At 68.6% G+C, this 14,070-nt stretch carries 7 protein-coding genes and 1 pseudogene; 5 read left to right on the plus strand and 3 right to left on the minus strand.

The features are described 5' to 3' along the window. Positions 1–4 precede the first annotated feature (4 nt). On the minus strand, positions 5–1,051 hold the full coding sequence (locus tag L6444_RS29405) for a GGDEF domain-containing protein (RefSeq protein ID WP_236979053.1): 1,047 nt from the start codon (positions 1,049–1,051) through the stop codon (positions 5–7). 413 nt (positions 1,052–1,464) lie between these two features. Here L6444_RS29405 and L6444_RS29410 point away from each other — a divergent pair, with 413 nt between their 5' ends. Together L6444_RS29410 and embB are read left to right on the plus strand one after the other, a co-directional pair. After that, positions 1,465–4,791, plus strand: a complete 3,327-nt coding sequence (locus tag L6444_RS29410) for an arabinosyltransferase domain-containing protein (RefSeq protein ID WP_236979055.1) — start codon at positions 1,465–1,467, stop codon at positions 4,789–4,791. Further along, a complete protein-coding gene (embB, locus tag L6444_RS29415; protein WP_236979063.1) occupies positions 4,788–8,048 on the plus strand; it encodes an arabinosyltransferase EmbB in 3,261 nt (1,086 codons plus the stop codon). Before L6444_RS29410 ends, embB begins: the two co-directional genes overlap by 4 nt. On the opposite strand, the gene L6444_RS29420 is transcribed toward embB, so the two are convergent. Both L6444_RS29420 and L6444_RS29425 read right to left on the minus strand, forming a co-directional pair. After that, positions 8,038–8,982, minus strand: coding sequence for a zinc-binding dehydrogenase (locus L6444_RS29420; RefSeq protein WP_236979064.1), 945 nt, complete (start codon positions 8,980–8,982; stop codon positions 8,038–8,040). The genes embB and L6444_RS29420 overlap by 11 nt on opposite strands. A gap of 38 nt (positions 8,983–9,020) precedes the next feature. Continuing rightward, complete coding sequence (locus tag L6444_RS29425) at positions 9,021–10,505, minus strand: arylsulfotransferase family protein (protein ID WP_236979066.1); 1,485 nt, start codon at positions 10,503–10,505, stop codon at positions 9,021–9,023. A 51-nt stretch (positions 10,506–10,556) separates the two neighbouring features. On the opposite strand from L6444_RS29425, the gene L6444_RS29430 reads away from it, so the two are divergent. The 3 genes and pseudogenes from L6444_RS29430 (at position 10,557) to L6444_RS29440 (ending at position 13,985) form a co-directional block, all read left to right on the plus strand. Further along, complete coding sequence (locus L6444_RS29430) at positions 10,557–11,429, plus strand: SGNH/GDSL hydrolase family protein (protein ID WP_236979069.1); 873 nt, start codon at positions 10,557–10,559, stop codon at positions 11,427–11,429. Between the two features lie 253 nt (positions 11,430–11,682). Continuing rightward, the gene (locus tag L6444_RS29435) at positions 11,683–12,180 is read left to right on the plus strand and encodes a hypothetical protein (protein ID WP_236979071.1); all 498 of its coding nucleotides are present in this window, start codon (positions 11,683–11,685) and stop codon (positions 12,178–12,180) included. A gap of 30 nt (positions 12,181–12,210) precedes the next feature. Then, positions 12,211–13,985, plus strand: a pseudogene (locus tag L6444_RS29440) (acyl-CoA dehydrogenase family protein). Positions 13,986–14,070 lie beyond the last annotated feature (85 nt).

The following is a 14,070-nucleotide window of genomic DNA, read 5'->3' on the forward strand; positions in this document are numbered from 1 at the left end:
CGTATCACGCCATCGCGTTGTCCGGGGTGCCCGTCGATTCCGAACGGTGGCGTTGGTGAACTTTGAGGTTTGCACCGCCAGCCCGCTTCGCCTCGTACATAGCAGCATCGGCTTGCCGCAGCAGGTCGTCGAGGGAGAAGTACGGGTCGTCGACGGAGTGCGAAGCGACGCCGATGCTCGCAGTCAACGTGACCGTGTCGATGCGGGTGAACGTCAACGCCGACAGTCGGTTCAGCAGGTCGCCTGAGCCGTTCGTCTCGTTGCGAAAGACCACCAGCACCAGTTCGTCGCCACCGATGCGCGCGGTGATCTCCTCGGGGCACGCGATCGCCCGTAGCTTGACTGCCATCGCGATCAGGGCGGCATCGCCGACCGGATGCCCGTGGACATCGTTGAGCATCTTGAACCGGTCGATGTCGCACACCGCGATGACCACGGTAGTGCCTGGCCGCTGCCGCCGGATCGCGACCTCGAATGAGGCGTTCAGTCCGCGCCGGTTGCGCAGCCTGGTCAACGGGTCGTAGTGCGCGGAGCGGGCGGTTCGCCGGATCGCGCGCCGACCACCTTCGATCAGCGCCAGGCCCGCCAGCGGCACGGCGACCACCCAGGTCAGCGCGGGCATGAAATAGATGAACAAACCGAACGCACTGGCGTGGTCGACCAGCACCGCCCACGCGGTGATGCCCACGATCACCAAGGCGCCGAACGCGCAGTGCCAGGAGATCGTTTCCGCGCCCAGCAGGAAGGCGGCGAACACACCGACCAGGCCCAGATACAACGTCGCGCACAGTCGCGAGTCCGGCGTCGCCATCGTCGCGGCAGTCGCGGCGATGCCGACATCTCCCCACACGACGAAGGCCAGCGCGTAGCGGTACCTCGGCCATGGGCCGAGCAACCACACCATTCCGTAGATGACGCCGGTGCAGGCGATTCCGATCTGGACCCAGCGGGCCACTGGCCCCGCCGGGCCGCTCGGGTGAAACTGGACCGCGATAAGCAGCGCCGTCAAACCGAAGCAGCACGCCGCGGCGACCGCGCCGAACGCGCGCACCAAGCGTCCTTCGCGCAGCGCCTGCGTCGCGAAACGATATTCGCTCCTGCCCACATCGGCCCCCACGGTGCTGTTGAATTCATCCGGACGACAACCACCGGATGTCGAATGATAATTGCACGTCAACGGCAGTCATCGTCGATCATCTACTGGTCTCTACCGACGGACATCCCGAAGCTGTCCCGATATTCGGCAATCGAGTGCCGGATGCGTACCCCGTCTCGTCCTCGCGCCCGCTACGCGGCCCCGCATCCTCAACGGACTTAACCCGAATTGTCCGCCTCGTCCTCGCGCCCGCTACGCGGCCCCGCATCCTCAACGGACTTAACCCGAATTGTCCGCCTCGTCCTCGCGCCCGCTACGCGGCCCCGCATCCTCAACGGACTTAACCCCGTCGCCTACGATCGAGCCTCGTGTCCCCCGACGGTAATGAGCGATCCCACCGGGTCGCCCGCTTACTAGCCGTCGTGTCCGGGATCGCCGGCCTGCTGTTGTGCCTGCTGGTCCCGCTGCTCCCGGTGCGCCAGACCACCGCAACCATCTTCTGGCCGCAGGGCGCCGACGCGGACGGCAACATCAGCCAGATCACCGCGCCACTGGTGTCCGGGGCACCGCGGTCGCTGGACATCTCCCTGCCGTGCTCGGCGATCGCGACCCTGCCCGCCGACGGCGGCCTGGTGCTGTCCACCCTGCCCACCGACGGCTTCGAAACCGGCAAGCACGGCCTGTTCGTCAGGGCGAACAAGGACAGCGTGGTCGTCGCGTTCCGCGACACAGTGGCGGCGGCCGCACCCCGTGCCGCGATCGCAGCCGGCACCTGCCAACGGCTGCACGTCTGGGCCGACGCGGGTGGCGCCGGCGCGGACTTCGAAGGCATCCCCAACGCCGCCGGCAAGCTCTCGCCCGAGAAAAAGCCGCAGGTCGGCGGCATCTTCACCGACCTGAAGGTGCGCGCCCAGCCCGGGCTGTCGGCACGGGTCGACGTCGACACCCGGTTCATCCTCGCGCCCACCACCCTCAAGACCCTCGCGATGGGCCTGGGCGTACTGGCGATCCTGGTGGCCATCGGCGCGCTGGGAGCGCTGGACCGGCTGAGCCGCGGCGAACAAGTGCGCAACTGGCGATCGCCCATCGCCTGGCTGGCCCGCTACCGTCCCCGGCTGCACCGATCCAGGATCTGGCGGGTCGGCCTGGCCACCTGGCTCGCCGATGCCGGAGTGATCGCGACGCTGCTGGGCTGGCACGTCATCGGCGCCATCTCCTCCGACGACGGCTACAACCTGACCATCGCCCGGGTCGCACCCAAAGCCGGATACGTCGCCAACTACTACCGCTACTTCGGCACTACGGACGCACCCTTCGACTGGTACCTGAGCGTGCTGGCCAAGATGGCCGCGGTGAGCACGGCCGGCGTATGGATGCGGCTGCCCGCCACCCTGGCCGGGATCGCGTGCTGGCTGATCATCAGCCGCTGCGTACTGCGCCGGCTGGGTCCGGGAGTCAATGGCCTGGCGGCCAACCGCGTCGCGGTGTGGACGGCGGGCGCGGTGTTCGTGGCCGCCTGGCTGCCGTTCAACAACGGTCTGCGTCCCGAACCGCTGATCGCGCTGGGCGTGCTGGCCACCTGGATGATGGTGGAGCGCTCGATCGCGCTGGCCAGGCTGGCCGCCGCGGCGGTCGCCATCATCGTCGCCGTGTTCACCGTGACGCTGGCCCCGCAAGGACTGATCGCGGTCGCGCCGCTGCTGACCGGCGCGCGCGCCATCGCCCAGACGATCCGGCGCCGGCGCCCCACCGACGGGGTGCTCGCGCCGCTCGCGGTACTGGCGGCGTCGGGATCGCTCATCTTCGTGGTGGTGTTCCGCTCCCAGACCCTGGCCACCGTCGCCGAATCGGCCCGCATCAAGTACACGGTCGGCCCGACCATCGCCTGGTACCAGGATTTCCTGCGCTACTACTTCCTCACCGTGGAGAGCAACGCCGACGGCTCGATGGCGCGCCGGTTCGCCGCGCTGATCCTGCTGTTGTGCATGTTCGGGATGCTGTTCGTGCTGCTGCGCCGCGGCCGGGTGCCCGGACTGGCCACCGGGCCGGCCTGGCGGCTGATCGGTACCACCGCGATCGGCCTGCTGCTGCTGACGTTCACCCCGACCAAGTGGGCGATCCAATTCGGCATCTTCGCCGGACTGGCCGGTGCGCTGGGCGCGGTCACCGGCTTCAGCGTGGCCCGGATCGGCCTGCACAGCCGACGCAACCTGGCGCTCTACGTCACCGCGCTGCTGTTCGTGCTGGCCTGGGCCACCTCCGGGATCAACGGCTGGTTCTACGTCGGCAACTACGGTGTCCCCTGGTACGACATCCAGCCCGTGGTCGCCAGCCACCCGGTGACGTCGATGTTCCTGATGCTGTCGATCCTCACCGGACTTCTGGCCGCCTGGTACCACTTCCGGATGGACTACGCCGGCCACACCGAGGTCAAGAACAACCGGCGCAACCGGGTACTGGCCTCCACCCCCCTGCTGGTGGTGGCGGTGATCATGGTGCTGGGCGAGGTCGGCTCGATGGCCAAGGGCGCGGTGTTCCGCTACCCGCTGTACACCACGGGCAAGGCCAACCTGCGCGCCATCGAATCCGGCCTGTCACCCAACAGCTGCGCGATGGCCGACGACGTGCTGGCCGAACCCGACTCCAATGCCGGGATGCTGCAACCGGTTCCGGGTCAGCAGTTCGGCCCGGACGGCCCGCTCGGCGGCGTCAACCCGGTCGGCTTCAAGCCCGAGGGCGTCGGGGAGAACCTGCAGTCCGATCCCGTCATCAGCAAACCCGGCGTGGTCAACTCAGACGCCTCCCCCAACAAGCCCAACGCCGCCATCACCGACTCCGCCGGAACCGCCGGTGGCAAAGGCCCGGTCGGTGTGAACGGCTCGCACGCGGCGCTGCCGTTCGGGCTGGACCCCGCCCGCACACCGGTGATGGGCAGCTACGGCGAGAACGCCCTGGCCGCGCGGGCCACCTCGGCCTGGTACCAGTTGCCGCCGCGGCGACCGGACCGGCCGCTGGTGGTGGTCTCGGCCGCGGGCGCCATCTGGTCCTACAAGGAGGACGGCGACTTCATGTACGGCCAGTCGCTGAAACTGCAGTGGGGTGTGGCCAAACCCGACGGCAGCATTGCGCCGCTCGGCGAGGTGTTCCCGATCGACCTCGGTCCGCAACCCGCGTGGCGCAACCTGCGGTTCCCGTTCCTGTGGGCCCCGCCGGAGGCCAACGTGGCCCGCATCGTCGCCTACGACCCGAACCTGAGCTCCGAGCAGTGGTTCGCCTTCACCCCGCCGCGGGTACCGGAGCTCGAGCCGCTGCAGCAGCTGATCGGGTCGCAGAACCCGGTCCTGATGGACATCGCGACCGCCGCGAACTTCCCGTGCCAGCGGCCGTTCACCGAGCATCTCGGCATCGCCGAACTGCCGCAGTACCGGATCCTGCCCGACCACAAGCAGACCGCGGTGTCGTCGAACCTGTGGCAGTCGGCGGGCACCGGTGGGCCGTTCATGTTCACCCAGGCCCTGCTGTGGACGTCGACGATCTCGACGTACCTGTCGGGCGACTGGTATCGCGACTGGGGTTCGGTCGAGCAGTACCACCGGCTGGTGCCGGCCGACAAAGCGCCGGAGGCAACCGTGAACCAAGGCGTGGTGACCGTGCCCGGCTGGAGCCGGCAAGGACCGATCCGGGCGCTGCCATGACGACCAGCGAGGACACCGGCGCGGTTTCCGGCGCGAGCAGTCGCAAAAGGCCCCTAGATGGCGCTGATCCGGGGGCCTTTGCGTCTACTCGCGCAACGAGGTGGGTCGCCACCATCGCTGGGCTGGTCGGATTCCTGCTGTCTGTCGCCACGCCGCTGCTGCCGGTCGTGCAGACCACCGCCATGCTGAACTGGCCGCAGAACGGCCAGCTGAACAGCGTGACCTCGCCGCTGATCTCACTGACACCGGTGGACTTCAAGGCGTCGGTGCCGTGCAGCATCGAACGGGACATGCCCGCCGACGGCGGCGTCATCTTGGGCACCGCACCCAAGCAAGGCAAGGACGCCAACCTCAACGCGCTGTTCGTCGTCGTCAGCGCCAAGCGCGTCGACGTCACCGACCGCAACGTGGTGATCCTGTCGGTGCCGCGTGAACTGATGCGCTCCCCGAACTGCGAACGCATCGACGTCACCTCCACCCATGCCGGCACCTTCGCCGAATTCGTCGGGCTCAAGGACCCCCGTGGCGCCCCGCTACGCAGCGGCTTCCCCGACCCCAACCTGCGCCCGCAGATCGTCGGGGTGTTCACCGACCTCACCGGGCCCGCACCGCCCCAGCTCAAGCTCTCGGCGACCGTAGACACCCGCTTCTCCACCACCCCGACCACGCTGAAGCTGCTGGCCATGGTCGGCGCGATCGTGTCCACCGCCATCGCCCTGATCGCGCTGTGGCGGCTCGACCAGCTCGACGGTCACCGGATGCGGCGCTGGATCCCGGCCAACTGGCGCAAATTCACCCTGCTGGACGGCGTGATGATCGTCGCGTTCCTGCTCTGGCACGTGATCGGGGCCAACTCGTCGGACGACGGCTACATCCTGGGCATGGCGCGGGTGGCCGACCACGCCGGCTACATGTCCAACTACTTCCGCTGGTTCGGCAGTCCCGAGGACCCGTTCGGCTGGTACTACAACCTGCTGGCCCTGATGACCCACGTCAGCGACGCCAGCATCTGGATGCGGCTGCCCGACCTGTTCGCCGGGCTGGTGTGCTGGTTGCTGCTGTCGCGGGAGGTGCTGCCCCGACTCGGCCCCGCAGTGACGGCCAGCAAGCCCGCCAACTGGGCCGCGGCGATGGTGCTGCTGACCGCGTGGATGCCGTTCAACAACGGGCTGCGGCCCGAGGGGATCATCGCGCTCGGCTCGCTGGTGACCTACGTGCTGATCGAGCGGTCGATGCGCTACAGCCGCCTGACGCCGGCGGCGCTGGCCATCATCACCGCGGCGTTCACCCTGGGTGTGCAGCCGACCGGCCTGATCGCGGTGGCCGCGCTGGTGGCCGGTGGCCGCCCGATCCTGCGGATCCTGGTCAAACGCCGTCGCATGGTCGGCGGCACGCTGCCGCTGCTGTCGCCGTTGCTGGCCGCCGGCACGGTGATCCTGACCGTGGTGTTCGCCGACCAGACGTTGTCGACGGTGTTGGAGGCCACCAGAGTTCGCAGCAAGATCGGGCCCAGCCAGGCCTGGTACACCGAGAACCTGCGCTACTACTACCTGTTCCTACCCACCGTCGACGGATCGCTGTCGCGCCGGTTCGGATTCTTGATCGCCGCGTTGTGCCTTTTCACCGGGGTGTTCATCATGTTGCGGCGCAAGCGGATTCCCGGCGTGGCCCGCGGGCCCGCGTGGCGGCTGATGGGCGTCATATTCGGCACCATGTTCTTCCTGATGTTCGCCCCCACCAAGTGGGTGCACCACTTCGGCCTGTTCGCCGCGGTGGGCGCCGCGATGGCCGCGTTGACCACGGTGCTGGTGTCGCCGGCGGTGCTGCGCTGGTCGCGCAACCGGATGGCTTTCCTGGCGGCGGTGTTGTTTGTGGTGGCCCTGTGCTTCGCCACCACCAACGGCTGGTGGTACGTGTCCAGCTACGGGGTGCCGTTCAACAGCACGATGCCCAAGATCGCCGGAATCACGGTCAGCACAATGTTTTTCGTGCTGTTCACGCTGGCTGCGGTGTACGCCGCGTGGCTGCACTTCGCCCCGCGCGGCAGCGGGGAGGGGCGGATCACCACCTGGCTCACCACGGCGCCGGTGGCGCTGGCGGCCGGGTTCATGGCGCTGGTTTTCGTCGCCTCGATGGGGATCGGCATCGTGCGGCAGTACCCCACCTACTCCAATGGCTGGTCGAACCTGCGGGCGTTCACCGGCGGCTGCGGCCTGGCCGACGACGTGCTGGTCGAGCCGGACCCCAACGACGGCTTCATGGCGCCACTGCCGGGCGACTACGGTCCGCTCGGTCCGCTGGGCGGGTCCAACCCGGTCGGCTTCTCCCCGAACGGGGTGCCGGAGCACACCGTCGCCGAGGCGATGGTGATGAAGCCGAACCAGCCCGGCACCGACTACGACTGGGATGCGCCGACCAAGCTGAAAGCCCCTGGCGTCAACGGATCGACGGTGCCGCTGCCGTATCAGCTCGACCCGGCGCGGGTGCCGCTGGCCGGCACCTACACCACCGGCGCCCAGCAACAGAGCCGGCTGGCCTCGGCCTGGTACACGCTGCCCAAGGCCGACGACGGGCATCCGCTGGTGGTGATCACCGCGGCGGGCAAGATCACCGGCAACAGCGTGCTGCACCACTACACCACCGGCCAGACGGTGGTATTGGAGTACGCCCGGCCCGGCGCCGGTCCGCTGGTGCCCGCCGGGCGCTTGATCCCCGACGACCTGTACGGGGAACAGCCCAAGGCGTGGCGCAACCTACGGTTCGCTCGCGACAAGATGCCGGCCGACGCCGTCGCCGTGCGGGTGGTGGCCGAAGACTTGTCGCTGACGCCGGAGGACTGGATCGCGATCACCCCGCCGCGGGTGCCCGAACTGCGGTCGCTGCAGGAGTACGTCGGGTCCACTCAGCCGGTGCTGCTGGACTGGGCGGTCGGGCTGGCCTTCCCGTGCCAGCGGCCGATGCTGCACACCAACGGCGTCACCGAGATCCCGCGGTTCCGCATCACACCGGACTACTCGGCCAAGAAGCTGGACACCGACACTTGGGAGGACGGCGTCAACGGCGGCCTGCTCGGGATCACCGACCTGCTGCTGCGTGCGCACGTGATGGCCACGTACCTGTCGCGGGACTGGGCGCGGGATTGGGGGTCGCTGCGCAAGTTCGACACGCTGGTCGACGCCCCGCCCGCCCGGCTGGATCTGGGCGAGGCCACTCGCAGCGGACTCTGGTCACCGGGGCAGATCCGCATCAAGCCCTAGGCAGGAACACGGTCCGCGGGCCGGCGCCGGTGTCGGCCCAGTTCCGCTCAACCTCGCTGAGTGGGACGGGGCGGGCCGCGATCTGCAACGCACCGGAGCAGACCGGCGTGATCAGCTCGGGCAACTCCGCTAGGAAATCGGCGTCCGGTATGGAGCCGAACCCGCTGCCGACAATCTCAAACGGCCGCTTGCGCAGCACTGCCGCCGCAACGGCGGCCTCGGTGCCGGCCATCCCGCCGATCTGGACCCACCGCAGCGGCTGGTCGGGGTCGGCTCGGTGGACGGCAAGCGCGGTCATGACCTGCGCGGCGACCTCTCCCCACAGGTAGTCCAGCACGACGTCGACGGAGTCCGCGGCGGCGGCGATGTCGGCGGCGGACCGTTCGGCGCCGAGCGCAATGGTGGCGTCGGCGCCCAGCCGGGCGGCCTCGGCGAGCCGGTCCGGGTTGCGGCCCGCCCCGACCACCCGGCTCGCACCCAGCAGCTTGGCGACCTGCACGGCCATCAGGCCCGAGGACCCGGTGGCGCCGAGCACCAACACGCTGTTCCCGGCGGCGAAGGCGCTGCGTCGGCGCAGCGCCATCCATGCCGACATGGCCGGGTTCGTCGCGGCCGCGACCTGGACGGCGTCGGCGCCGGCGGGCAGTTCGAAGCTGCGGCGCGGGTCGATCACCGCCCGCTGGGCCATCGCCCCGTCGGCCACGAAATAGCGCAGCGAGCCGTCCGGCATCCGCGCGACACCGTCGGCGCCGGCCACCTGCGGCAGCACCGCGGTGCTGCTGTAGTGCAGGCCGGCCGCTTTGGCGCGGACCAGCTGGTGCAGCCCCGCTGCGACGACGTCGACGACTATTTCGCCGTCGCGCTTGGGCACGGGGTCGGGCACCTCGAGGTAGCCCGGCGGGGCATCGAAGCTGGTGACAACGGCAGCATGCACGGCAAGCTCCTTCAATTCAGTTCGATGAGCGGCGGCCGCTAGCGGGGCCGCGGCAGCGGCGGCGTCTGGTTCAGCACGGCGCCGCCGCCGTCCAGCGCCTGCACTTGGTAGTACCCGTCCGGCTTGTCCCGCAACGGAATTGGCGTGTCATAGCCCGACCAGTCGACAGTGGCCACCTCCGTCATCGCGTTGCTCAGCGTGCCGTGCAGCAGCCGCCACCGGGCCACCGTGGTGGCGCCGTTCCAGCTGGCGCGAATGCCGTTGTCGGTGAACATTAGTTGCGGCGGCAACACCGGGTCGCCCGTCCATTCGTCGAGGAACGCGCGATAGGTGCCGTCGGTCAGGGTGGCGTCGTAGAGCATGTCGCCGTCGGCGGCGAATTCGGCGATGTGCCCGGCGGTGCCCCAGCCGGAAAACGCGGTGCCGCCGGGAAGTTGCTGCAGGTTGCCCATCGCGCCCGCGCTCAGGTTGCCGGGGTGTGGCTGCGCGCGCACCAGGGTGGCGGTGCGGGCGGCGAAATCCAGTCGGATCCATTTCAGCCGGGTGGGGACGGATCCGCCGCCGGGTTGGGCACGGCTGCCTTCGAAATGGTTGTCGAACACCGTCAGCGTGGTGGGGTCCGGCATCTCGGCGTCGTGCTGGAACGCGAACTCGACACCGTCGCCGAGCTCGAATGTCGAGTGCTTGCCGCCCAGCTGCCAGTTGATCGCGCCGCTGCGCGGGTCGATGTTGAACACCGTGGACACCGCCCGCAGGCTGATCAGCAAGTTGCCCGCGGGGTCCAGCGCGATCGAGTTCATGTGGTACGGGTCGAACACCTCGCCCGGGGCGTGCTTCTCCGGCGAGTCCGCCACCGGCACATGGCTGAGCGCATCCCACTGGAACAGTGTTTTGCGCGTCGCCACGTCGACCACTGTGGCGATACAGTTGAAGATCCGGCCGTCTTTGGGGCCGCCGACAGCGGTGAGGTCGGTTGTCACCTCCTGGTAGGCGGTGATTAGGGCGTGCCCATCGGGGGTGAGCCGGAACTCGTGGATGTCCGAGGACAGGTCGCCGCCGGGAGTCAGGGTGGTGAGCACGTTGTAGTGCTGGTCGGCGATGCAGTTGAAGCCGATGCCGTGGCTGCCCATCCGCAGGCCCTGCCACCAGGTGAGCACCGGCCTGCCCTGATAGGTCTGCACGCGTAGGTTGCCGCCGACCTGGCCGGGCGGCAGTTCGCGCTGCCACACCACCCGGCCGGCCTTGTCGGCGATCACCAGGACCGAGACGCCGCCGCCTGCGGTGGGATTGGCCGCCGAGGTGCCGGAGACGAAGAACACGTAGCCGGGTGCGCCGCCGGGTTTGTCGACGTTGACGGTGTAGCCCAACGACTGCGCTGACACCGCGTTGTTGCCGGGCGGGGGCGGCGGCGAGGGTGCATTGGGCGCCGGTTTGTGGTCGGTCGAACTGCACGGCACCGCCGTTGCCGCCAAGGCGCCACCGGCCAGCATTCCGAATCGTCGCCTCGATATCCCGTTGGGCACCTGGCCATTACATCAGGCGGCGCTGGGTGCCCGGATGAAACACTGAGCTGCATGGTCTCGACGCGGCTGGGCATCGCCATGCTGGTGGGGTGCGTGTGCGTCGGATGCGCGGCGGCGCCGCCGGCGGGGCCCGGATCGGCGTCGCGACCGCGGTACGTCGCGATGGGTGATTCCTTCGCGGCCGCGCCTGGCGTGCCGGAGCGGGCCGCGCCCAGAAATTGCCACAAATCGACCAACAACTATCCGGCCATACTGGCGCGGCGCCTGGCGGCCACCACATTCCGCGACGTGACCTGCAGCGGCGCGACCACCGACGACATCTACAGTCGCGCTCAGCAGACTGGCGACGGCCTGGTGCCGCGACAACTCGACGCGCTCGACGCAACCACGGAACTGATCACGATCACAGTCGGCGCCAATGACGTCGGACTGGCCGCCGACGCCGAATCCTGCGAGGTCAAAGGCTCGAATCCGAGGCCCTGCAGCGAAAAACTCGTCGTCGATCAGGTCGACAGCGTCTCCCGGCTGATCTCCGAGCAGGCGCCGGTATGGGCCGCGATGCTCGACGAGGTCCGCGCGCGGGCGCCGCACGCCCGAATCATCGTGGTGGGATACGGGCTGTTCTTACGGACCGACGGCTGTTACCCCGAGCAGCCGATCCTGCCGGCCGACGCCAATTATCTGCAGGCGAAGATCGATGAGCTCGACGATCGGCAACGGCAGCTCGCGACGCAAAAGGGCGTCGAATTCTTCGACACCCGTGCGATGTCGCGGGACCACGACATGTGCGCACCGCCCGCGGAGCGATATGTGGAGGGCTATGCCACCAGGAATCGTGCGGTGCCACTGCATCCGACCGCATTGGGCGCGGCGGCCATTGGCAACGCGCTGACCGATTATTTGGTGCTCTCGGAGAACAGGTGACGCGTAAAAGCGGCGCCAGTTGTGCCGAAAGCTCCCGCTCAACAGCGCTTTTCGCGACGTCGAACAGGTCGAGGCCGATGGCCGGATATTGACGTCCACTTGAATTCGTAATCCCGCATCGGAACGCAATCAAGATCAAATTGGTACTTAACCGAACAAACGGTCAATGCGGACGGGAACCGAATGTTTGGTTTCTTCGAATCGGGTCAATAGAAGAATCGCCATCAGTGCGCAATCAGAGATGGGTAGGCCAATGCGTGCGATTCATCTGGGAATACCGGCAGCGACAATCACCGTGCTCACCGCTTCGACGCTGCTCCTCGGAACGGGCGCGGCCGGCGCCACCGGAACGATACCGATCTACGCCGCGCTCCGAAACTGCGACTTCAGCCGAGTCCAGACCTCCGTGGAGGTGCCGCATCCCAACATGGGTCACGGCACCGCCCAGTTCACCAGTACCGGATCGAGCATCGCCGCCCACGTCCAACTGGTCGTCGCCGGCGAACCCGGCCACCACTTCGACGTCGGCCTGATCCAGGAACCGTTGCCGTCGTCGGCGAGCTGCGGTCCCGGCGCCCCGGGCAGCACATTCACCGGTGCGGACACCGATGGGAGCGGCCAGCTGGACGTCACCCTGCAAGCGCCGATTCGGCAGGGCGCGACCGGCGCCTGGGTCGTGGTCGAGTCGCCCAACCCGCACAACAACGCCCCAGCCGAGTTCTACTCCACCGAATACTTGGCGCCCGTATAAGCCGAAACGATCCGGCGTAGCGTCAGGTCCATGACGGAGTACGCCCCCGAGTCCGTGGATCGGCTACCGTTCTCGACGCCGGACAAGTCGCAGCGCTACCGAACCGAAAACTACAGCGGCGCAACGGGTCTCAACTGGTACCTGAGCGACCCCACGCTGCAGTTCACCATGGCCTACTATTTGCAGCCCGACGAGTTGGCCGTCGCGGAGCCACACCTGGCCGACATCGGCGCGCTGATGGGCGGTCCGGTCACCCGCTGGGCCGACGAGACCGACCGCAACCCGCCCCGGCTGGAACGCTACGACCGGTGGGGCCACGACGTCAGCCGCGTCGTGTTGCCGGAGTCGTTCATCCAGTCAAAGCGCGCGGTGCTCGATGCGCAGCAGACGTTGCGCACCGCGATGCGGGACGCGGGTTTTCGTTCGACGCTGGCGCTGTTCGCGGCCAACTACCTGCTGGACGAGGCCGACATCGGGATGGCCTGCGCGCTGGGTACCGGCGGCGGCATGGTGCAGTCGCTGGTGGCCGCCTACGCACCGCCGGACGTGCGGGAGCATGTGCTGGCCAAGTTCGAGTCCGGGGGAGTGGGCGGGCGAGACCGCCCAGCTGCTCACCGAGCGCACCGGCGGCTCGGATCTGGGTGCGCTGGAGACGACGGCCACGCCCAACGGCGACTCGTGGCTGCTCAACGGCTTCAAGTGGTTCGCCTCCAACTGCGCCGGCGAGGCGTTCGTGGTGTTGGCCAAACCCGAAGGCGCCCCCGGATTCCAGCCGGGGCGTCGCCAACTTCCTGGTGCTGCGGACTCGCCGGGACGGCACCCGCAACGGGGTGCGGGTGCGCCGGCTCAAGGACAAACTTGGCACCCGCTCGGTGGCGTCGGGCGAGGTGGAGTTCGCCGACGCCGAAGCCTTCCTGCTGTCCGAGGAGCCCTCGGCGGACGCGGGCCCGTCCGACGGCAAGGGCCTGGGCCGGATGATGGAACTGACCAACGCCGCACGACTTGGAATCGCGCTGTTCGCGCTCGGCAACGCGCGCCGGGCTCTGGTCGAATCGCTGTGCTACGCCCGACAGCGCCAGGCGTTCGGCGGTCCGCTGATCGACAAGCCGCTGATCCGCCGCAAGCTGGCCGAGATGATCGTCGACGTCGAAGCGGCCCAAGCACTGGTGTTCGACGGCACCGGCGCTCTCAACCATCGCCAGCCGCGCAACCTGCGCCAGCGCATCGCGGTGCCGGTCACCAAGCTGCGGGTGGCCCGGCTGGGCATTACTGCTGCCTCTGACGCGATCGAGATTCACGGTGGGAACGGGTATATCGAAACCTGGCCGGTGGCAAGGCTGTTGCGTGATGCGCAGGTCAATACCATCTGGGAGGGCCCGGACAACATCCTGTGCCTGGACGTGCGGCGAGGTATCGAGAAGGTCCGTGCACACGAGACGCTGCTGGCCCGGCTCCGCGATGCGGTGTCGGTTTCCGACGACGACACCACCACCGGTCTGGTCGCCGAGCGGATCGACGATCTGGACGCGGCCGTGACCGCCTGGGAGAAGCTGGACGACGGAGTGGCCGAAGCACGGCTGTTCCCGCTGGCCCAGTTCATGGGCGACGTGTACGCCGGCGCGCTGCTCACCGAGCAGGCAGCCTGGGAGCGCGACGTCCGCGGCGACGAGCGCAAGGCGCTGGTGGCGCGGCTGTATGCGCAGCGCTACCTCGCCGACCGGGGGCGGTTGCGCGGGATCGACGCCCACGACGACGAAGCGCTGGAGCGGTTCGACGAACTCGCCGACGGCGCGCTGCTCCAGTAACCCCGCCCGACTGTGCCCGGCACGGCGCTCAATCGGCGTGTCGCGCAGCCTAATTCACACTCGCGGAAGGCGGAAGAAGCGGAAG

The sequence above is a fragment of the Mycobacterium kiyosense genome (genome assembly GCA_021654635.1).
GTDB classification, from domain to species: Bacteria; Actinomycetota; Actinomycetes; order Mycobacteriales; family Mycobacteriaceae; genus Mycobacterium; species Mycobacterium kiyosense.